Origin of the sequence: Nonomuraea fuscirosea (genome assembly GCF_035917475.1) — a bacterium.
In the GTDB taxonomy this organism is placed as follows: Bacteria; Actinomycetota; Actinomycetes; order Streptosporangiales; family Streptosporangiaceae; genus Nonomuraea; species Nonomuraea fuscirosea.
On sequence record NZ_CP109074.1, the window covers coordinates 10121076 to 10139923 of the forward strand.

Below are 18848 nucleotides of genomic sequence, written 5' to 3' on the forward strand. Positions count from 1 at the left end.
GGCCAGGTGGAACTGTTCATCTACTGGTTCGGTGACGCCCGGGTGTCCGGAGCCGACCTCGAGGACACCATCGACGACGTTCTCAACGAAGAGGGCGAGGTGACCGGCGGGGGGAGGGGTGACACCGGCGGCAACATCGACGTAGAGATCTTCGACGATGCCAACGTCGAGAGGCTGATGGCCGAGATCGCCTCGGCGGTCTCGGCCGACCTCCCAGCGAACGCCTACTACCACTTCGCCTACGACGAGGAGCAGCATCTGCTGCGCGAGCTGCTGCCAAATCAACCCGAGGTCCCCAAGCACCTGCGTGCGGCGGCCAGGGGCATATGCAGCGGGTTGAACAGCGCGCTCAAGGCGGCTTCGGATGGTGATATGCCGTTCAAGTGTGCTTCCTCCATGGTGGACGGCACGACGGTGATCTCCAACCTCATTGGCCGACTCAGTGTGGAGGACGCGCGCGAACGGTTCGAAAGATGGACCGTCGGCAGCACCGCCCTCATGCTCGTGCAGTCACTCAAGCTGGCCGGCGCCACGGCCTGGGAAGCGCATTACAACGGCGTACCCATCGTAAGGATGCCCATGATCTGAGAACGTGTGACCGGCGTACGTCGTACGCCGGTCACACGTTCTCCGGTGGCGGGGTGGTCACGGGTCGACAGGCGGCGGTGCGTTCCGTCCTTACTCGCTTCTCGTCCCACCTCCGCACAAGCAGGGAGATCTTTCGCCGGACCACGGCGGTATCTTCGAGGCCCTTGACACCAGCACTTAGTCCGCACATTGACACCACCGCTGTGGCACATGCGCCTCGGTCATCAGCGTGGGTGAGCATTGTTGGCCTTGTGCGGTCGGCTCGAAGCGCGGTGCCGGTGTTGCCACCGGTCCGTTTCTCCGAGCCGCCGTCCCGAACCCGCCGTGCGGCTCTCACCGCAACGGGCTCTCCACGTGTCTTGCCCGATGGTCAGCTGGTGGCTTCCGGTTCGATGGTCCACGGAGTGGGGATGGTCGCTCCGCGGTATCGGTAGCGGACGATCGCAACGCTGGATGCGCCGCGGAAGGCCACCGATCCTTCGGCGAATCTCCAGCCCTGGTCGCAGAATCTCCGCAGCTGACTGCGGGGTATCCGGTGTTTGCGAAGGAGCCATCGGGCGATCCGCTGCCACGCGTGGCGGTCGATCGCGGCGAAGGTCTTCTTGGACACGCCATGGCGGAAGTAGTTCGCCCACCCGGCCAGCATCCGGTTCAACCCGCTCAGCAGGGCGGCCAGACTCCGGTTGCGGGTGTGTCTGTAGGTCCGTTCCGAGATCCTGTCCTTGATCGCCTGGACGGCTTTCGCGGACGGGCGGGTATAGACGACGAGCTTGTTCGTGCCGCGTTTCCGCTGGCGGCGGATGTGCTGGCCGAGGAAGTCGCAGCCGTCGTCGATGTGGACCACACGGGTCTTGTCCACCGATAGGCGCAGGCCGAGCCGGGCCAGGACCGCCGTGATCTGCTCACGCAGCATCTCAGCCCGCTCGGCTGGTCCGGACACCATGACGACGAAGTCGTCGCAGTAGCGGATCAGCCGCCAGTTGCCCTGCCCGGCGCGTCTGCGCTTGGTGCGCTGGTAGTCGGTGCCCATCAGGATGTGCCACTGGCTGTGGAAGTGCTCATCCAGTGCCGTCAGGGCGATGTTGGCCAGCAGCGGGGACAAGATCCCGCCCTGGGGAGCGCCAGTGAGGCTATCTTTGAACAGGCCGTGCTGCATCACCCCGGCCTTTAAGAACGCCTTCACCAGCGCCAGCACGCGCTTGTCGAAGACCCTGGAGCGGATCCGCTCCAGCAGCGCGGCGTGATCGATCTGATCGAAACACGCCTCGATGTCGGCCTCCAGCACGACGTGGTAGCCACGCCGGGCCAGATAGACGATCTCCTCAATCGCGTCCTGAGCGCGCCGGTTGGGCCGGAACCCGTAGGAGACCGGCAAGAAGTCGGCCTCGAAGATGGGCTCCAGCACCGCCTTGAGCGCGGCCTGCACGATACGATCCTTCACCGTCGGGATGCCCAGGTCGCGGAGCTTCCCGTTGGCCTTGGGGATCTGTGTCCGCCGCACCGGCGACGGACGGTAGGTGCGGGCCTTCAACTCGTCCCTGATCTGCATCAGGAACGGCTGCACTCCCAGCCGGGCTTCGATCGCGGCCACGGTCAGCCCATCGATCCCGGCCGTCCGCGCACCGGTGTTCGTCGAGACGCGTCGCCACGCCTCGGACAGGAACGCCGGATCACAGACCAGGTTGTACAGATCATCGAATCGGCGCGAGCGATCGGCCCGCGCCCACTGGTGCAAGTTGACCTGCATCCTTCGTACCGAGACGCCGGACCTCCACCCAGAGGCTCCGGCTGTCTCGGCCCCGGTGTTCACCGAGGCGTCTTCGACCATTGCAGTGTGCTCCTTGTCTGACACGCTGCCGCCCTTCCCCAGGTGGCCGGCTCTCCCGGCCGCGGAGTACTACGGCGGCTCCGTCCCGTCCGCGTCCTTCGGCGGGCAACGCGCCTATCCCGGCCCCAGGACGCTGGATGCGCCGCCGGAGCGGGAGCGGTGCGCGGACGGTTCCCACGTTCACTGCCGACCGATCGAGAGGTGAGGCGCCCGGCTATGCCCCTGCGGCCTTGCCACGACTACGCCGTAGTCCTTCACCGTGGCCTCCCAGACCCAGCAGGGGAAACCGGCCTGGAAGTTCACCGAGACCACCGCCGCCATGGCATGGCGACGCAGCATCGGTGACGCACCGCTGACCAGCCCACATCCACCGGGTTGGAGCTGGCACGCTATCGAGAGGCGTAACAACACCGGTTCCTCGCGTACACCTTCCTCCCTCGCTCACCGGGCCCGGCCCATCCGGTAGTTCTGGACCGGTCCGACTTTGTCGCGGCTGCTCCCGCCCTTCCTGGCATTCCTCCAGGTCAGACTGCCGCCAGCTTCACCCACCTGCTACGACAGGCAGATGGCGGAGTCCTTTCATCTCCGCTCGGTCGAACAGCACTTCGTGGCGCACCCCCTCGTAGCGTGGAGACCGAACCGGGAGAGGTTTGGTCGTGGCAGGAGTCACGAGACGTCGTTTTGATCCGGAGTTCCGGGCGGGCGCGGTGCGTATCGTGAAGGAGACCGGCAAGCCCGTCGCGCAGGTGGCGCGGGATCTGGGGATCAGTCCGGAACGACACGACCGCCGCGATACCCGCGAGAAGGAGAACCCCTGTGATCGTCATACGCCGGATACGACGCACGGCCCCCATATTCGGCTCCATGGCGGTTCAGCCCTCCCGACCAGGGAGAACAAGCGTGGTGGAGGCGCTGAACGGCATGTACGTATCGGCTGTGTCTCCCCCGCGGGCGCAGCCGTCGGAGTTCGCGGAGTAGGCGTCACCCAGGTTGAGCCAGCAGGTGCCGTCGTCCGCCAGCACCCTGCGCGCCTCCGCGAAGGTAGCTCGCAGAGTGTCCACGTACGCCCAGATCGTGGACTCCTGACCGTACTGGCCGTCGCAGTAGTGCCGCAGCCCCCAGTACGGCGGGCTGGTGACGATGCAGTCCACCGACCCCGGGGGCATCTCGGCCAGCACCTGGCGGGCGTCGCCGTGGTAGATGGCCGCCTGCTCGTCGCTCCAGTACGGTTCGCGCAGCCCGGTCATCGGCGACCTCCGACCGCGTCGTCCGAGCCCAGGCGCACGACCAGCCGCCGGTAACCCGCCGCTCCGGCCGCCCGGCAGACGGCGCCCAGCAGGGTCGAGCAGCGGTGTCTTCACCCACCTCGGCCAGCGCGCCAAGGCCCGGGCAGCCCAGCAGCGCGCACTCGACCTCTACGGCGACGACCCATGCATCGACCCTGCCCTGCTCCGCATCGAGGAAGCGATCTGCCTCGCCCAGGGCCACTCCCTCGACGAGGCGTGCCAGCTGGCCATCAGCGCCTATCTCAACGTCCCCGCCGGACGATCTGCACACTGTTGGAGCAGAAACTCGACTGGCAAAGCCGCGAAAGGCGACGACGTCGGCGCGATGAAGGCCCGTGTTGAAGGCTGGAACGGCGGATACGCGAGGTCGAGCGGCTGCAAGCACGCAGAGATCGACGATCTCAGACTGGCCGGACATTGACAGAACATTGTTGTTCACCGCGGTGATCGCCTTCGCGCTGCTGCTGTGCGCCGGGCTCATGGTGGACGGCGGTGCCGTGATCCAGGCGTACCGCGAGGCCAAACCACAGCGGAGGAAGCCGCCCGCGCCCACTTGTCCGCCGCCGGCCACACCGGCACCGTCTCCACGACCGGCAACCAGGAGACGTCCCCAAGGACAAGCGTCTTGAGACGGCGCTCAGCTCGATAGGGCGGACGAGGCACGGGGCACTAGCTGTTGCCGGCCGCGTTCGCGGCGGTCGACGCGCTCAGGGCACCGCTGATGGCGGCGATCGTCGCCCGGGTGACGGCCGCTCCCACCGCCGCCGCGCCCCAGTTGCCGTTCTCGAGCTCCTTCGCGCGGTGGATGACCGACGAAGTCCACGGGATCTCGGGGTCGAACTGGTGCAGGTTGGCACTCGCCGAGAGCAGCGCCGTGATCGCAGCGGTTCTGGCGTCGGGCTCGGTCCCGTCGACGAGCGTCGCGCGCACGCGGGCGAGCAGCTCCGCACGCCGTGTGCTCCCGAGCTCGAAGGACTCCGACGGGATGAAGCCGAGCACCTTCTTGCGCTCGCGTCGCAGATGCCCGTCGTCGACGAGCTTGCCGAGGACCTTGCTGCGCAGTTCCGGACCGATCGCCGCGATCACCGTCTGCACACCGCGCGGCTTCGTGGCGAGGTAGTCCCACGCCGGGCGGAGGATGTCGTCGTGCGGGGCATCGCCGCGTGCGGCGACGCGGCGGACGAGCCGGCCTGCCTCCTGCACCTCGGTGAGGCCGCGGAGGGTGAGATCCGCGACGACGGCGCCGCCCAGCACGTAGTACAGGTAGTTCTCGCCCGCGATCGCGCCGGAGGACGGCTGGTAGAGCAGCAGCAGCACGTCCTCGACGAGCAGTGGCTCGTCGATCGAGCGCACGGGCGGCGCATCGTCCGCCCGATCGGCCGGTACCTGGTTCTCGTCGTTCATCGTTGCCTCTCAGCGGGGATGGTCGGGTCGGTGAACCGAGGGACGTCGGTGGCGTGCTCGGCGTTCTCGCCGAGCGGTGTCCACGACTCGTACGTGGACCGCTCCAGGGGTAGAGGCTTGCCTGCGGCGACGATCGTCCGTGCGGGCCGGTCGCCGCCGAGGAGGAAGTCGATCACCGGTTGGTCCACCTCGTCTGTGCCGTAGGGGAACACCCCGTGGATGCTCTCGTTGTCCACGGCGATCAGGCTCGTGTTCGGCAGCCCTGTGCCGGCCGCCCGGCCCTGCTCGAACGGCGTCATCGAGTCGAGCTCGCTCTGCAGGACGATCGTCTCGGGGAAGCTGTCGTCCAGGGGCGGCATCTTCGAGTCCGTCGGCCAGAACGCGCACGTCGGCGTGACCAGCAGCCCCAGCTGCGCTGACAGCGGCGCGACCGCTGCCGTGCGCTCGTTGAACTCCTCCCAGTAGTCGAGGCCCTGCGTCCACTGGCCGTCCGTGCACGCGGTGAACTCGATCACGTAGCCGTGCGTGCCGCGGACTGTTTCGCCCGGTTCGTGGACAGGGGCGTCGGCGAGTCCTGCGAGACGTTCGTGCGCCGCGGCCCGTAGCTTGTCGGGCAGGTCCGTCCGATCGACGATGCGAGCAGCCGACTCCACGGGGATCACCGGGTCCGTCGGTGTCTCGCCCTCGGCGATGATGCTCGACACGAGGCTCGCGGCCGCCGGATACGCGGCGGGGTTGGAGAAGGCGACCGGGCCGTTGACCGAGTTCCAGGCGTGGCGCGCCGCCAGCGACCGCTCCGGGGTGCTCGTGGCCGCGAAGTACCGCTTCCAGATGGTTTCCGGGTCGGAACCGAGCCCGAAAGTCGCGTCGTTGCGGGCGATCCAGTTCATCATGTGCAGGCGGAACTGGCGATCACGGCCCTCGTGGGCGGCGTTGTACAAGGTCTGGATCGACTTCTGTGTCGAGTCCGTCGCCGAGTCGAGCACCATCCGCTCGATGTTGTCGGAGAAGAGGCTGCCGAACCAGGTCCCGAGCCAGGTGCCGTAGGAGTAGCCCATGTAGGTCACCGACTCGAGCCCGAGAAGGTGGCGGATGAAGTCCATGTCGTAGGCGGCCTGCTCGGTCGTCATGGTCGCCACGTCGGCGTCCTGCGAGCAGGCTTCGCCGATCGCTCGCGCCTCGGCCGAACGCTCGTCGTCCGGGACGTACTCGTACGCGTACTCGCATTCCGCGTGGCTCGACTGACCGAGACCGCGCTGGTCGAAACTGACGTAGTTCGTGGTCGGACGGAGCTCCGGTGTGTACGCCTGGACGGTGGCGCTGTAGGACAGCCCGGATGCGTAAGGTCCGCCGGGGTGCGTGATGATCGTCGTACGGTAGCCGGGGTTCGCGGGATCGATGTTGCGCGCCTGAGAGATCCGGACATCCCAGGTCACCTCGGGATCGGGGTCGTGCCAGTTCCGAGGGACCTGGATGGTGGCGCACTCCACGTTGGACAGATCCGCGCCCGGCAGGGGCGGGCCGTCATCGTTGAACTCGCAGGCCTCCCAGGCCGGCTCCTGGTCCGCCAGCGGGCCGGCGAGTGCGGCGACGTCCGGTGTCTGCCTCTCTTCACCGTTGCCGCCGCTCCGGAACGCGATCGTGCCCGCCACCAGAGCGGCGGCCACTGCTCCGGCGGCCGCGATCCTCACTGTCAGCCGCCTGAGTCTCCGGGGTCGCCCGGTCTCCACGTGGGCGGAACTGTCACTGGGCATGAGTGGTCTCCTCATCGGTCGCGAAGCGCGGATCGCCGCATGCGTCGAGCGATGGCCGAGCGCTGGTCGGAGGCCACCCGGGGTTCCCAGCGGAAGTAGCGGGTGGCCAGGGTGACGGCGATGGCGACCCAGGCGAGGGTGGGGGCGAGCAGGAGGAGGGAGTCGCTGAGGGCGGCACCACCGTTCCAGGCGTTCATCACGAGTTCGGTGGCCGCACCGCCGGGGAGCAGGCGTTTGAGCGTGGCGAGGTCCTCGGTGCCGGTGAGGCCGACCCAGCTTGCCACCGCGATCACGCCCAGGGTGACGGGCAGGATGGTGACCTGCGCGTGCTCGGGCGAGTTGGTCACACCGGCGGTGGCCAGGCCGAGGCCGATCATCATCGCCACGGTGACCAGCACGGCCACCACCAGCAACCCGGCATTCTCCGGGCCGCCGGCGACCACACCGAGCACGGTCATGCTCGCCGCAGCCTGTATCAGCGCGATCACGGTGACCGGCAACACCAGCCCGACCAGGATCTGCGCGTCGGCGGCGGCGGTGGAGCGCAGTCGCTTGAGGAACAGGTTCTGTCGTCGCGAGGCCAGCGTGGTCACCACTGTGGAGTACAAGCCGAACGCGCACACGGTGAACATCACGATCCCCGCGATGTAGCCGAGGGAGCCGACCTGTGCGAACAACTCGTGCTGGTAGAGGAAGAACGCACAGACCGCGATCGGGATCACGAAGCTGGTGATCAGTACCGACCGGTTCCGGAAGATCTGGATCAGCTCACTGCGAGCGATCGAAAGCATGACTACGGCGCTGCCTCTCTGGGGAAAGCCGGCCGGCGAGAAAGCCGTCAGTGGTTGTTGATCGCGCGGAAGACATCGTCGAGCCGGGTCGGCCCGGCTGTGAGCTCCCGCAGCTCCATCGCGTTGTCCTGTGCCCATCGCAGCAGGACGAACAGGTCTTTCTGCAGCTGGTGGGTCTCGATCAGGAACGTGTCACCACTCTCGCGGCGGCCGGGCAGCGGCAGCGCGGGCGACGTCCCCGGCAGCCTGAACTGGATCACCGCGGGCAACGTCCGCGTCAGCTCCGCCACGGTGCCCTCCTGGTGAAAGGTCCCCCGGTGCATCAGCCCGATCCGGTCCGCGCGCTGCTGCGCCTCCTCCAGATAGTGCGTGGTGAGCACAATCGTGGAGCCGTCCTCACGCAGCTTGTCCACCGCGTCCCACAGCGCGTCCCGCGACTGGATGTCCAACCCCGTCGTCGGCTCGTCCAGGAACACCAGCTCCGGCGTCCCCCACACCGCCGTCGCGAAATCCAGCCGCCGCTTCTCCCCACCCGAGAGCTGCGACACCTTCGTGCCCGCCTTGCTCGTCAGGTCCACGATGCTCAGCACTCGCTGCAGCCGGTCCTGCCGCCGGGTCAGCGCACCGATCAGCCCGATCGACTCCCGCACCGTCAGATCCGGGCTGAAGCCGCTCTCCTGCAACATGATGCCCATCCTCGGCCGCACCGCCGCCCGATCCAGCGGGCTCTGGTCCAGCACCCGCACGGTCCCCGACGTGGGCACACGATGCCCCTCGATCGTCTCCAGCGTCGAGGTCTTACCCGCACCGTTCGTCCCCAGCAACGCGTAGAACTCACCCCGCCGCACCTGGAAGGACAGATCCTTCACCGCGTGGAAGTCGCCGTACTTCAGGTCCAACCGCTCGACATCGATCACTGCCGTGGAAGTCATACCTGACATCTCAGTGCCACCGCCCCCAGAACGGCAGTGCGGCCACGTCACTGATCTGCGATGACATTCCGTCGAGTGAACACATGACACCACGTCACTGGTGCCGGACGTCCCGGCTGTTACAGCCAGTCGTGTTCGCGAGCGTACCGGGCGGCTTCGTGCCGGGTGCGGGTCTGGGTTTTCTGCATGGCGTTGGAGAGGTAGTTGCGTACGGTGCCTTCCGCGAGGTGGAGCTGGGCGGCGATGTCGGCGACCGAGTAGCCGTCACGGGTCACGCGCAGCACGTCGAGCTCGCGGTCGGTGAGCGGGCAGTCGTCGACGAGGGCCAGTGCGGAGACGTCCGGGTCGATCCAGCGCCTTCCTTCGTGCAGGGTGGCGATGACCTTGGCGATGTGCGCCGGTTCGGCCGACTTGGTGACGAAGCCCTGGACGCCGAGTTTGAGTGCCTTGCGGAGCACTCCGGGTTTGGCGTGGCGGGTGAGCATGAGGATGACCTGGTTCGGCCGGGTGCGGCGGATTTCGGCGACAGCGCCGAGACCGTCCACGCCGGGCATCTCCAGGTCGATGACGAGCACGTCGGGCTGGTGCCGCAAGGTGGCGTCGACGGCGCTCTCGCCGCTCGCGGCCTCGGCGAGCACGGTGATCTCGCCCTCGAGCGGCAGCAGCGCGGCCATCGCCTTGCGCAGCAGGGCTTCGTCGTCGGCGAGTACCACCGTGGTCATCGGTTCTCCTGTGCTTGTGAACGTCGGTGCGGCAGGGTCGCGGCGGTCAGGAACCGTCCATCGTCCTGCTCGACCGTCAGTTCACCGCCGTCGCCGGCGACGCGTTGCCGCAGGGCGGCCAGCCCCCGGAGTTCGGGCAGTGGTGCGCGCTGGGCGCCGTCGTTGACGATGGTGATGCTCGTCGCCGACAGGGTGATCCGCACGCGCGTGGCCTGGGCGTGGCGAAGGATGTTGGTGGTCGTCTCGCGGAGGACCTGGCCCAGCAGTTCGCTCGCGTCCTGGTCGACGTCGGCCTCGCGGTTGACGCGCACCCTGATGCCGGCGGCCTCGAAGAGGCTGCGCGCGTTCTCCAACTCGGCGGACAGGTTGAGCCGTCGCCGCGCGTAGGCGAGTTCCTTGGTCTGGGCGATGGTTTCGCTGACGAGGGCGTGGATCTCGCGCAGTTCCTGCTTGGCTCGTTCGGTGTCGGCGTCGGTGTCGCCGTCCACCAGCTTCTGCGCGAGCGCGGTCTTCAACTTCACCACGTGCAGCGTGTGCCCCTGGATGTCGTGCAGGTCACCGGCGAACCGGACGCGTTCGCGGATGACGGCCAACTCCGCCTCCCGTTCGCGTGCCTCCTCCAACTCGTCGACGACGTCGTAGAACCCCTTGTTGGGGAACATCAGCCCGACCATCACCACGGTGACGCCGACGGGGACGAGGACGAACTGGAACAGCACACCGGGAACGTCCTCATGCGACACCAGCAGCCGCGTCGCGCCCACCACGCCGACGTAGACGGCGAGCGCCGCGACCGCCGCCACCCGGTACCGAGGCAACTGGGGGATGACGTAGGAGCCCACACAGGAGACGCCGAAGAACGCCGCCGAGCTGCCGACCACCAGCACCGCGAAGGGCCACACGGCCGCGGTGACGACCAGACAGGGGAGCGCGACGCGCAGCACATCACCCGCCGCCCACCGCGTGAAGCAGACCATGGTCGCCACCACACCGGCACCGAGGACGACGGCCTCCCACCAGGACCGGGCGTAGTCCGCCACCGAGATCGCCCCGACCACGGCGAGCAACGGCAGGAACATGGTGAGGTTGAGCCTGCGGAGCTGCCCCTGCGCAGGCTCGGTGTCCATGGGTGGCTCTCCGGGATCGAACGGCAGGGGTCTGCTCCTCAGCTCAGGTCACTGACGTCGAGGGTATGACAAGCAGCGATCCGCGTTGACCGGACGGAAGCCCTCGATCGCGCCGGCGACCTCTGCCTCAGTCACTGGCCCCGAAGGGCTCACGGGCAGGACCGTTCAGCGAGGTGCCGCGAGGACATCCTGGAGTACGTCCTCCAGCGTGACGCGGGCCAGCTCACGCCGGAGGGCCTCCTCGACGCCGTCGTAGATACGCTGCATCGCCGGCTGGATGCCGTGACCCACCACGCATCCCGGGTCCGGGGCCGCGCGGTGCAGCGCGAACAGCGGACCGGGTTCCACCGCTTCGTACACGTCGAGCAGCGTGATCGACTCCAGGTCGCGCGCCAGCGACCAGCCCGCACCCACCCCGCGCCGGGACTCCACGAGCCCCGCCCTGCGCAGGTCGCCGAGCAGGCGCCGGATCACCACGGGATTCGTGTTCGCGCTGGGCGCGATCTGCTCGGAGGTGGCGACCTCATGGCCCTGGCGCTGGTAGAGGCCGATCCAGGCCAGCGCGTGGGCGGCGATGGTCAACCTGCTGTTGGCGCTCATGAACTCGTTCCTCCCGGTCGCAACTCCTGATGTTACGACAACGCCTGTCGTAACAACTACAGTTGCGACAATCTGTCGTAACCGTTAATGTTTCGACTGCCGGAAGAGGTCAACCAGTGAGGTGAGAAACAATGAACAAGCCGCTGACAGGCAAGGTCGCCCTGGTCACCGGAGGATCCCGCGGGCTGGGAGCCGCCACCGTAAGGCTGCTTGCCGAGCAGGGCGCCGACGTCGCGTTCACCTACATCAGCTCCGACAAGCAGGCGCAGGACGTCGTCGACGAGGTACGCGACAAGGGCGCGAAGGTCGTGGCGTTCAAGTCCGACCAGGCGGACGTGAGCCAGGCCCCGGCGCTGATCGACGACGTGATCGCACACTTCGGTGGCCTGGACATCCTGGTCAACAACGCGGCGATCTCGGTGAGCGGGACGGTGGACGACCCAGCTGCCGACACCGCCGCGCTGGACCGGATGCACGCCACCAACTACCTCGGGGTGATCGCCGTCATCCGGGCCGCCTCCCGAGTGCTGCGCGAGGGCGGCCGCGTCGTCACGGTGAGTTCCGGGTTGGGCACTCGAGCCGGCGTCCCGGGCGTGGCCGACTACGCGGCGACCAAGGCGGGGGTCGAGCGATACACCATGGGCGTCGCCCGCGACCTCGGCTCCCGAGGCATCACCGCCAACGTGGTGGAAGCCGGGCTGATGGTGGGCGGCATGGAGACGCCGAACCCCGAGACCCTCAAGGCCCTGCTCAGCTCACTGTCCCTGCAGCGCCTGGGACACCCCGACGAGATCGCGGCGGCGATCGCCTTCCTGGCCGGCCCCGCCGCGTCGTACGTCACGGGCGCCGTGCTGGACGCCCACGGCGGCTACAACGCCTGACCCGCGGCCCCGCCCGCTCACCCCGCTGGATCCCGCACTCAGAACGATTTCGACGGGACGTTGTCAGCCACGACGCGTACTGTGCCCGGACATGACAACCTTCCGTTCGCAGCGACTGGAGACGCTGCTCGGCAGCGAGATCACACACGATTCGCGCAGGGCGTTCTCATGAGATCCGACGTGTTCCTGGCCGACTGCCCCGCCCGTACCACCTTGAATCTGGTGGCCGATACCTGGGCCGTCGTCGTCGTGTTCGGGCTGGGGCGCGGTCCGCTGCGCTATACCGAACTGCGCGGCCGGATCGGCGGGATCAGCAACAAGATGCTGACCCAGACGCTGCGCAAACTGGAGCGCGGCAACCTCGTGGAGCGGCGAACCCTGCCCACCGCGCCTGCGGGCGTGGAGTACCGGCTGACTCCTCTCGGCCAGAGCCTGCTCGGGCCGGTGTCGGTGCTCGCCCGGTGGGCCGAGGAGCACGCCGACGAGATCGCAGACTCCGACGGCGGCTGACCTGTGTGGGGAACCAGCGGGTTCCCCACGGCCTCCTAACGTTGCCGCCATGAAGATCGGAGACAGTGACCTGGAGGTGTCACCGCTGTGCCTGGGGGGCAACGCCTTCGGCTGGACGGCCGATGAGGACACCTCGTTCGCCGTGCTGGACGCCTACGCCGAGGCGGGCGGCAACTTCATCGACACCGCGGACATGTACAGCCACTGGATACCCGGCGGAAGCGGCGGCGAATCAGAGCGGATCATCGGCCGCTGGATGAAGGCCCGCGGCAACCGGGACCAGATGGTGATCGCGACCAAGGTCGGAGCCCTTCCGGGCTTGGACGATCTGGCGGCGCGGACGATCCGGCGCGGCGCCGAGGATTCGCTGCGACGTCTGGGGATCGACCACATCGACCTCTACTACGCGCACGTGGACGACCCCAGCACCCCGCTCGCCGAGACGCTCGGTGCGTTCGACGCGCTGGTGAGGGCCGGCCTGGTCCGGCACATCGCGGCGTCCAACATCACCGCGGACCGGTTGTCAGCGGCTTTGGAGATCTCGGCACGCGAAGGGCTGGCGCCGTACGTCGCCCTGCAGACGGAGTACAACCTGGTGCAGCGCGAGGGCTACGAACGAGATCTGGCACCCACCATCGCCCGGACCGGGCTGGCCTGCCTGCCCTACGTCGCGCTGGCACGCGGGTTCCTCACCGGGAAGTACCGCCCCGGCGGCCCGCAGGTGGACAGTCCCCGCGCCGACCGGGCACGCGCTCATCTCGAGGGCAACGGCCCCGCGGTGCTGACGGCCCTGGACGAGGTCGCCGCCGCGCACCAGACCTCGATCGCGGCGGTCTCGCTCGCCTGGCTGGCCGCCCAGCCCACCGTGGCCACTCCCCTGGCCGGCGCCCGCAACCCGGACCAGCTTGCCGACCTGCTCCCGTTCCTGACGCTACGGCTCACCACCGACGAAGTCGCCCTGCTGGACAAGGCCAGCGCCTGGGCATAGGCCAACATCGACAAGCCATCTCTGCTGCTGCGAGCGAAGGACCGGGGTCAGGGGCGCGGGTCCGGGTGGAGGGCTCGGGCGCACAGCGTGAGCGCTTCCGCGAGTGTCGTGCGGTCCGGGTCGTCGATCTCGGCGAGCATGACGGCTTCGATGCTGTCGAGGGAGCGGTCGCATCGCCGGAGGGTGGTCAGACCCTTCGGGGTGAGGCGGGTGCGCAGAGCGCGGCCGCCACGGGGATGCGGGTCGCGGCGGATCAGGCCGCGTTGTTCGAGATCGCGGATGACCAGGTTCATCGCCTGCGGAGTGACGAAGGCGATACGGGCCAGGTCGGCCGAGGATGGGGCGTCGCGCAGGCGCAGCTCGCTGAGCGCCATGTATCCGGTGGTCGTCATGCCGTGCCGGGCGAGCGCTTCATCCAGGCAGGCGCGGATGCGGCGTTCCAGCCGGAACACCAGGTAGCTCACACGGGGCGGCGGTGCGTCCGGCGCGGCGGCGGCGGGGACACCCGGATCGGTCACCAGGAGACGATATCGCGCCCCGTAAGCACGGGCTCCGATGTAAGTTTCCCACCCCGTTATCAAGGACCTTGATAGCAAGGTACTTGATAACCAGGGGAAACGGCTCACTGCCAGGTGAACCGGCGGGCGAGCGCACCAGGCGTGCATTGACGGTGGATCGCCGCCCTTTTATTTTCCAGCGACCGACGTCAATACGCGGCGGACCGATCCGCGGCGCGCCGCGGACATGGAGAGGAGGAGCGCGAATGAGACGATTGACCACGGTGCTGGCCGGTGTCTGCGCCGCAGCGCTCTTTGCCGTCATGACCGTTGTACTCGGATCGCCGGCCCTCGCCGCCACTCTGGTGGAGGTGACCAGCTTCGGCAGCAACCCGGGCAACATGCGGATGCACCTCTATGTGCCAGACTCGCGCCCGGCCTCGCCGGCGATCGTGGTCGCGATGCATGGCTGCGGTGGCTCCGGTCCCGGCTTCTACCAGGGCAGTGAGTTCGCCTCGCTGGCGGATCGATACGGCTTCATCGTCATCTACCCGACCGCCACCCAGTCGGCGGGGTTCGGCAACTGCTTCGACACCTGGTCGGACGCGGCCAAGCAGCGCGGCGGCGGCAGCGATCCGGTCTCGATCATCTCGATGATCGACTATGTCGAGCGGAACCATCAAGGAGACCCGAACCGGGTCTACGCCACTGGAAGCTCGTCCGGCGGCATGATGACCCAGCACATGCTCGCCGTCCACCCGGACGTGTTCAAGGCAGGGGCCTCCTTCATGGGTGTGCCCTTCAACTGCTTCGCCGGCGCCTCCGACTACCCGCCAGGAAGCAGCAGGTGCACCGGCGGGAGCATGGACCGGACACCTCAGCAGTGGGGCGACGCGGTCCGCCAGGCGTACCCGGGATATTCCGGGCCCCGCCCGCGCATGCAGCTGTGGCACGGCACCAGCGACACCCTCGTGCCCTACTCGCTGCTGCGAGAGTCGATCGAGCAGTGGACCAATGTCTTCGGGCTGAGCCAGACCCCGACCGGCACCGACACCCCGCAGGCAGGCTGGAACCGCAGCCGGTACGCCAATCCGTCCGGCAGCGTGCAGGTGGAGGCGTACAGCATCCAGGGCGCCGGGCATGCTCTTCCGCAGAGCGGTATGGCCCGCTACGCCATCGACTTCTTCGGTTTGACCACCAGTCCGACCGACACCACGCCGCCGACCGCCCCTGCCGGGCTCACCGCCTCGGGCACCACCGCGACCGGCACCAGCCTGACCTGGACGGCCTCCACCGACGACACCGGTGTGACCGGCTACGAGATCCTGCGCGCTCCCGGCGCGACGGGCGGCACGTTCACCCAGGTCGCCACCTCGGGCACGACCTCGTTCACCGACACGGGCCTGTCCGCGGACACCACCTACCGCTACCAGGTCCGGGCGCGCGATGCCGCCGGCAACGTCTCATCGGTCTCCGGCACCGTCCAGATCACCACGCAGGGAGGTACGACCGGCGCCTGCTCCGCCACTCCGACCGTGCAGTCCCAGTGGGGGAACGGGTACGTGATCCAGCCGCTGACCATCACCAACACCAGCACCTCGACGATGACCAGCTGGACCGTCACCTTCACCCTGCCGGCCGGGCACACCCTGACCGGCTCGTGGAACGCCACCATCAGCACCAGCGGCCAGACCGTCACGGTCAGAAGCGTCAGCCACAACGGCACGCTCGCGCCGGGAGCCGGCACCACCAGCTTCGGCTTCCAAGCGAGCAGGCCCAACGGCGACACCGCCCTGCCGTCCGGCTACACCTGCACCTGACCGTCAGCCGCACGCGCGATCAAAAAATGAGGAGGGAATTGTGGCAGCGTGAGCCGGCGCACCAGGCAAGAGGGGCTCTCCCAGTACCTGTTTCACCAGGGTCTCCCGGACGTTCAGGACGCCTGTCAGCCTGAGTGAGTCGGCTCCCAGCCACACAGAAGAGAAGTAATGGATCCACGGGAGGCGCGCAACGACAGATGGGACGAAATCCAATGACGGACAACCCGTTCACCGCTCACGCAGATCTTTTCGACCTGAGTGGGAAATGCGCACTTGTCACTGGCGGCACCAGAGGAATCGGGATGATGATAGCGCGCGGCCTTCTCCAGGCGGGCGCCCGCGTCATCATCAGCTCACGCAAGGCGGACGCGTGCGCGGCGGCACAGCGTCTGCTGTCCGAATTCGGCGACGTTCAAGCGATCCCCGCCGACCTGTCCAGGTACGACGAGTGTCAGCGTCTCGCCGATCTCGTCAAGGCGGAGCGCCTGGACATCCTCGTCAACAACGCGGGAGCGATGTGGCGCGAGCCGCTGGAGACGTTCCCGGCCGAGGCCTGGGGCTCGGTGATCGACCTCAACCTCAAGTCGCCGTTCTGGCTGGCGCAGGCGCTGCTCCCCGCACTGAGCAGGGCGGGCACCGCCGATGATCCCGCACGGATCATCAACATCGGCAGCATCGCGGCCATCCACGTCGCCGATTCGCCCAACTACTCGTACGCCAGCAGCAAAGCGGGACTCCACCAACTCACCAGAGTGCTCGCCAGAGAGCTGGGCCCGCGGCACGTCACCGTGAACGCGGTAGCCCCAGGGCCGTTCCCGTCGCAGATGATGGCGTCCACGCTCGATGCCATCGGCGACGCGATCGCGGCGAAGGCCCCTCTGCGCCGGCTCGGCCGCGACGACGACATGGCGGGTATCGCCGTGTTCCTCGCCAGCCGGGCCGGGTCTTACCTCACTGGCGCCGTCATCCCGGTCGACGGCGGCATCGCCACGACCGCATCAGGCACCTGAGAGGCTGTGCCACACCTCCAGGCCGGGGTGGGGGTACTCGCAGTACCTCCCTCCACCTGCGGACGGACCCTATGGTGCAAGGGTGGCCACGATCGATATGCGCACTGAGATCAAAGAGTTCCTGAGCTCGCGGCGCGCGCGGATCGCGCCCGAGCGGGCCGGACTGCCCGCCTACGGCGGCAACCGCCGGGTCAAAGGTCTGCGTCGCGAAGAGGTGGCTCTGCTGGCGGGGGTGTCGGTCGACTACTACGTACGCATGGAGCGCGGCAGCCTCACCGGCGCCTCCGACGGGGTGCTCGACGCGTTGGCCTCTGCCTTGCAGCTCGACGAGGCCGAGCGCGATCACCTCTTCCACCTCGCGCGGCAGTCCAGGACGCCCGGCGGTGCACGCCGCCGGCGACCCGCCGTAACCGTACGTCCGGCGCTTCAGCAGGTGCTCGACGCCATCACCGATGCGCCGGCGTGGATTTGCAACAGCCGTTATGACGTGCTGGCCACCAATCACCTTGCCCGCGCCCTGTATGCACCGATGCTGACCGGCACGCGGCGACCGGCGAACACCGCGCGGTTCGTGTATCTCGATCCAGAAGCAGCACGAACGTTCTTCGTCGACTACGACCGGATCGCCTTCGACGTGGCCGCGAAGCTACGCATGGAGGCCGGCCGCAATCCGCACGACGAGGAGCTGATCGCCCTGGTCGGTGAACTGTCGACACGCAGTGAAGTGTTCCGGCGGCGGTGGGCATCTCAGGACGTTCGGCTCCACCGGTCCGGACGCAAGCGTGTGCACCATCCGGTGGTGGGCCGGCTCGACCTGGACGTCGAGTCGATGGAGATGCCCGCCGAACCCGGCCTGCTCCTGAACGTCTACACCGCGCCGGCCGGCACGGCGACCGCGGAGGGTCTGGCCCTGCTGGCGTCGTGGGCGGCCGGCCAGAAGCGGCCGGCGACCGGGATTCACGCGCTCAGCTGATGTCTCCCACCGGCGTTCACGGCTCCGAGCAGGTCTTCTTTCGCGGATCAGCCACGTGCTTCGGGCGGCACGTAGGCGAAGGTGGGACCGGCGCCGCCGGGCAGCGCCATCAGGGCCTGTGCCTGGGCCCTGAGCGTGAACATGGTGCGGACGGCGTCCGTGAGCCGCTTCGGGTCACCGTTGAACGCCTGCTCCAGCTGGTTCAGCAGCGTGCTGTAGCTGGTGTCGAACAGATCCTGCGCCGCCCGTACGGCACTGCCCGGCTCGGCGGGCCGCGGGTTGGGCGTCATCGGGACCACACCGTCCGGGTCGACGCCGACCTGCTCACCGGTCGGTCCGGACTTCGGGGTGTCGCCCCGCTGGTAACGGCGGCCGAGCTTGAGCTCCTGGAAGCGGTAGTAGTGGGCGACCTCTTCCCGCTCGGGGTGGAGGACGTCCTGGTCACCGTCCCACACGTCGCCGCCGGCGTTGCCCTCCCCCTGCTCGACGATCTCCCTCAGCGCGCCCAGCGCGGACTCCAGATCCTCGACGGCGAACAGCGCTCCGGCGGTGTGACGGAAGCGGGCGCCGTACACCTGCCGAGCCGGGTCTCCGCAGAAGACCTCCTTCTCGCCGAGCGTTTCGCACAGGTAGCGCAACCCCTGCTCGATCGCGGCGTAGAACTGCCCGATCGTCTCGTAGCCCTCGTCCTCCGGCGGCGCGCCGGGTGCCGCCGGCTGCTCCAGGCGCAGGAACATCTCCAGCGCCTCCGGGCCGAACGCCACCAGCGACAGCTCCAGATCGCTGTGCGGCAGCTTGCGCGGGTGCGGTGGCAGCATCTCCGGCATGTCCAGGCGCGGCGTGCCGCCGACGGCGTTGAGCAGGTTCGCGGCCAGCGCCAGGTGCAGCATCTCCTCCACGAAGACGCCGCTCACCAGCTCGACGGCCGCCGGGTTGCGCTCAGGGTCGAGGGAGTACAGCGTGGTCAGGTACGGCGGCAGCGTCGCGTGCTCCAGCTCGATCGCCCATTGCAGGTGCTCGCGCAGGCTGTCGAGCGTGTCGATCCGCACCGGTCGTGCGTCGTTCATTCGTGTCAATCCTCGGGTTGTCGGCATGGCGGATCGGACCGCCGGCCGGTCGGCCGGCGGTCTGGTTCGA

The 18848-nt window shown here is 68.3% G+C and carries 18 protein-coding genes and 1 pseudogene; 8 read left to right on the top strand and 11 right to left on the bottom strand.

Going from position 1 to position 18848, the window contains the following annotated elements:
* Nucleotides 1-6: 6 nt before the first annotated feature.
* On the top strand, nucleotides 7-588 hold the full coding sequence (locus tag OIE67_RS46445) for a hypothetical protein (RefSeq protein WP_326632624.1): 582 nt from the start codon (nucleotides 7-9) through the stop codon (nucleotides 586-588).
* Nucleotides 589-958: 370 nt separating this feature from the next.
* Here OIE67_RS46445 and ltrA read toward each other — a convergent pair whose 3' ends face one another.
* Nucleotides 959-2416: a group II intron reverse transcriptase/maturase gene (gene ltrA / locus OIE67_RS46450; protein WP_326632626.1), complete on the bottom strand. Its 1458-nt coding sequence runs from the start codon at nucleotides 2414-2416 to the stop codon at nucleotides 959-961.
* Between the two features lie 656 nt (nucleotides 2417-3072).
* Between ltrA and OIE67_RS55680 the strand changes: the two are divergent.
* Nucleotides 3073-3180 (top strand): annotated as a pseudogene (locus OIE67_RS55680) (transposase); the annotation flags it as partial.
* Between the two features lie 108 nt (nucleotides 3181-3288).
* On the opposite strand, the gene OIE67_RS46455 reads toward OIE67_RS55680, so the two are convergent.
* The 8 genes from OIE67_RS46455 to OIE67_RS46490 form a co-directional block, all read right to left on the bottom strand.
* The gene (locus OIE67_RS46455; RefSeq protein ID WP_326632628.1) at nucleotides 3289-3663 is read right to left on the bottom strand and encodes a DNA methyltransferase; all 375 of its coding nucleotides are present in this window, start codon (nucleotides 3661-3663) and stop codon (nucleotides 3289-3291) included.
* A gap of 708 nt (nucleotides 3664-4371) precedes the next feature.
* Nucleotides 4372-5106 carry a GOLPH3/VPS74 family protein gene (locus tag OIE67_RS46460; RefSeq protein ID WP_326632630.1) on the bottom strand — a complete coding sequence of 245 codons (735 nt, stop codon included), beginning with the start codon at nucleotides 5104-5106 and terminating at the stop codon, nucleotides 4372-4374.
* Nucleotides 5103-6797, bottom strand: coding sequence for an alpha/beta fold hydrolase (locus OIE67_RS46465; protein ID WP_326632632.1), 1695 nt, complete (start codon nucleotides 6795-6797; stop codon nucleotides 5103-5105). Before OIE67_RS46465 ends, OIE67_RS46460 begins: the two co-directional genes overlap by 4 nt.
* A gap of 74 nt (nucleotides 6798-6871) precedes the next feature.
* Entirely contained in the window at nucleotides 6872-7651 is a 780-nt protein-coding gene (locus OIE67_RS46470; RefSeq protein WP_326632633.1) for an ABC transporter permease, read from the bottom strand.
* A gap of 47 nt (nucleotides 7652-7698) precedes the next feature.
* Nucleotides 7699-8583 (bottom strand): ABC transporter ATP-binding protein, encoded by an 885-nt coding sequence (locus OIE67_RS46475; protein WP_326632635.1) that lies wholly within the window; start codon nucleotides 8581-8583, stop codon nucleotides 7699-7701.
* Nucleotides 8584-8702: 119 nt separating this feature from the next.
* Nucleotides 8703-9305, bottom strand: coding sequence for a response regulator transcription factor (locus OIE67_RS46480; RefSeq protein ID WP_326632637.1), 603 nt, complete (start codon nucleotides 9303-9305; stop codon nucleotides 8703-8705).
* Nucleotides 9302-10432, bottom strand: a complete 1131-nt coding sequence (locus tag OIE67_RS46485; protein ID WP_326632639.1) for a sensor histidine kinase — start codon at nucleotides 10430-10432, stop codon at nucleotides 9302-9304. Before OIE67_RS46485 ends, OIE67_RS46480 begins: the two co-directional genes overlap by 4 nt.
* Nucleotides 10433-10597: 165 nt before the next feature.
* Nucleotides 10598-11032: an Rrf2 family transcriptional regulator gene (locus tag OIE67_RS46490; protein WP_326632641.1), complete on the bottom strand. Its 435-nt coding sequence runs from the start codon at nucleotides 11030-11032 to the stop codon at nucleotides 10598-10600.
* 131 nt (nucleotides 11033-11163) lie between these two features.
* On the opposite strand from OIE67_RS46490, the gene OIE67_RS46495 reads away from it, so the two are divergent.
* The 3 genes from OIE67_RS46495 (at nucleotide 11164) to OIE67_RS46505 (ending at nucleotide 13411) form a co-directional block, all read left to right on the top strand.
* Entirely contained in the window at nucleotides 11164-11913 is a 750-nt protein-coding gene (locus OIE67_RS46495; protein ID WP_326632643.1) for an SDR family NAD(P)-dependent oxidoreductase, read from the top strand.
* A gap of 168 nt (nucleotides 11914-12081) precedes the next feature.
* Nucleotides 12082-12423 carry a winged helix-turn-helix transcriptional regulator gene (locus OIE67_RS46500; RefSeq protein ID WP_326632645.1) on the top strand — a complete coding sequence of 114 codons (342 nt, stop codon included), beginning with the start codon at nucleotides 12082-12084 and terminating at the stop codon, nucleotides 12421-12423.
* 49 nt (nucleotides 12424-12472) lie between these two features.
* Complete coding sequence (locus OIE67_RS46505) at nucleotides 12473-13411, top strand: aldo/keto reductase (protein WP_326632647.1); 939 nt, start codon at nucleotides 12473-12475, stop codon at nucleotides 13409-13411.
* A 47-nt stretch (nucleotides 13412-13458) separates the two neighbouring features.
* On the opposite strand, the gene OIE67_RS46510 is transcribed toward OIE67_RS46505, so the two are convergent.
* Entirely contained in the window at nucleotides 13459-13929 is a 471-nt protein-coding gene (locus OIE67_RS46510; RefSeq protein WP_326632649.1) for a MarR family winged helix-turn-helix transcriptional regulator, read from the bottom strand.
* Nucleotides 13930-14174: 245 nt separating this feature from the next.
* Between OIE67_RS46510 and OIE67_RS46515 the strand changes: the two genes are divergently transcribed.
* The 3 genes from OIE67_RS46515 (at nucleotide 14175) to OIE67_RS46525 (ending at nucleotide 17711) form a co-directional block, all read left to right on the top strand.
* On the top strand, nucleotides 14175-15728 hold the full coding sequence (locus OIE67_RS46515; RefSeq protein ID WP_326632651.1) for an extracellular catalytic domain type 1 short-chain-length polyhydroxyalkanoate depolymerase: 1554 nt from the start codon (nucleotides 14175-14177) through the stop codon (nucleotides 15726-15728).
* A gap of 212 nt (nucleotides 15729-15940) precedes the next feature.
* Nucleotides 15941-16738 carry an SDR family oxidoreductase gene (locus tag OIE67_RS46520; RefSeq protein WP_326632653.1) on the top strand — a complete coding sequence of 266 codons (798 nt, stop codon included), beginning with the start codon at nucleotides 15941-15943 and terminating at the stop codon, nucleotides 16736-16738.
* An 82-nt stretch (nucleotides 16739-16820) separates the two neighbouring features.
* On the top strand, nucleotides 16821-17711 hold the full coding sequence (locus OIE67_RS46525) for a helix-turn-helix transcriptional regulator (RefSeq protein ID WP_407674783.1): 891 nt from the start codon (nucleotides 16821-16823) through the stop codon (nucleotides 17709-17711).
* A 47-nt stretch (nucleotides 17712-17758) separates the two neighbouring features.
* On the opposite strand, the gene OIE67_RS46530 is transcribed toward OIE67_RS46525, so the two are convergent.
* Nucleotides 17759-18778 carry a ferritin-like domain-containing protein gene (locus tag OIE67_RS46530; protein ID WP_326632655.1) on the bottom strand — a complete coding sequence of 340 codons (1020 nt, stop codon included), beginning with the start codon at nucleotides 18776-18778 and terminating at the stop codon, nucleotides 17759-17761.
* Nucleotides 18779-18848 lie beyond the last annotated feature (70 nt).

Excerpts from the sequence above, each read along its gene's own strand:
- ltrA (WP_326632626.1), bottom strand. The coding sequence starts at position 2,416 with ATGGTCGAAGACGCCTCGGTGAACACCGGGGCCGAGACAGCCGGAGCC.
- OIE67_RS46455 (WP_326632628.1), bottom strand. The coding sequence starts at position 3,663 with ATGACCGGGCTGCGCGAACCGTACTGGAGCGACGAGCAGGCGGCCATC.
- OIE67_RS46460 (WP_326632630.1), bottom strand. The coding sequence starts at position 5,106 with ATGAACGACGAGAACCAGGTACCGGCCGATCGGGCGGACGATGCGCCG.
- OIE67_RS46470 (WP_326632633.1), bottom strand. The coding sequence starts at position 7,651 with ATGCTTTCGATCGCTCGCAGTGAGCTGATCCAGATCTTCCGGAACCGG.
- OIE67_RS46475 (WP_326632635.1), bottom strand. The coding sequence starts at position 8,583 with ATGACTTCCACGGCAGTGATCGATGTCGAGCGGTTGGACCTGAAGTAC.
- OIE67_RS46480 (WP_326632637.1), bottom strand. The coding sequence starts at position 9,305 with ATGACCACGGTGGTACTCGCCGACGACGAAGCCCTGCTGCGCAAGGCG.
- OIE67_RS46485 (WP_326632639.1), bottom strand. The coding sequence starts at position 10,432 with ATGGACACCGAGCCTGCGCAGGGGCAGCTCCGCAGGCTCAACCTCACC.
- OIE67_RS46490 (WP_326632641.1), bottom strand. The coding sequence starts at position 11,032 with ATGAGCGCCAACAGCAGGTTGACCATCGCCGCCCACGCGCTGGCCTGG.
- OIE67_RS46495 (WP_326632643.1), top strand. The coding sequence starts at position 11,164 with ATGAACAAGCCGCTGACAGGCAAGGTCGCCCTGGTCACCGGAGGATCC.
- OIE67_RS46500 (WP_326632645.1), top strand. The coding sequence starts at position 12,082 with ATGAGATCCGACGTGTTCCTGGCCGACTGCCCCGCCCGTACCACCTTG.
- OIE67_RS46505 (WP_326632647.1), top strand. The coding sequence starts at position 12,473 with ATGAAGATCGGAGACAGTGACCTGGAGGTGTCACCGCTGTGCCTGGGG.
- OIE67_RS46515 (WP_326632651.1), top strand. The coding sequence starts at position 14,175 with ATGAGACGATTGACCACGGTGCTGGCCGGTGTCTGCGCCGCAGCGCTC.
- OIE67_RS46520 (WP_326632653.1), top strand. The coding sequence starts at position 15,941 with ATGACGGACAACCCGTTCACCGCTCACGCAGATCTTTTCGACCTGAGT.
- OIE67_RS46530 (WP_326632655.1), bottom strand. The coding sequence starts at position 18,778 with ATGAACGACGCACGACCGGTGCGGATCGACACGCTCGACAGCCTGCGC.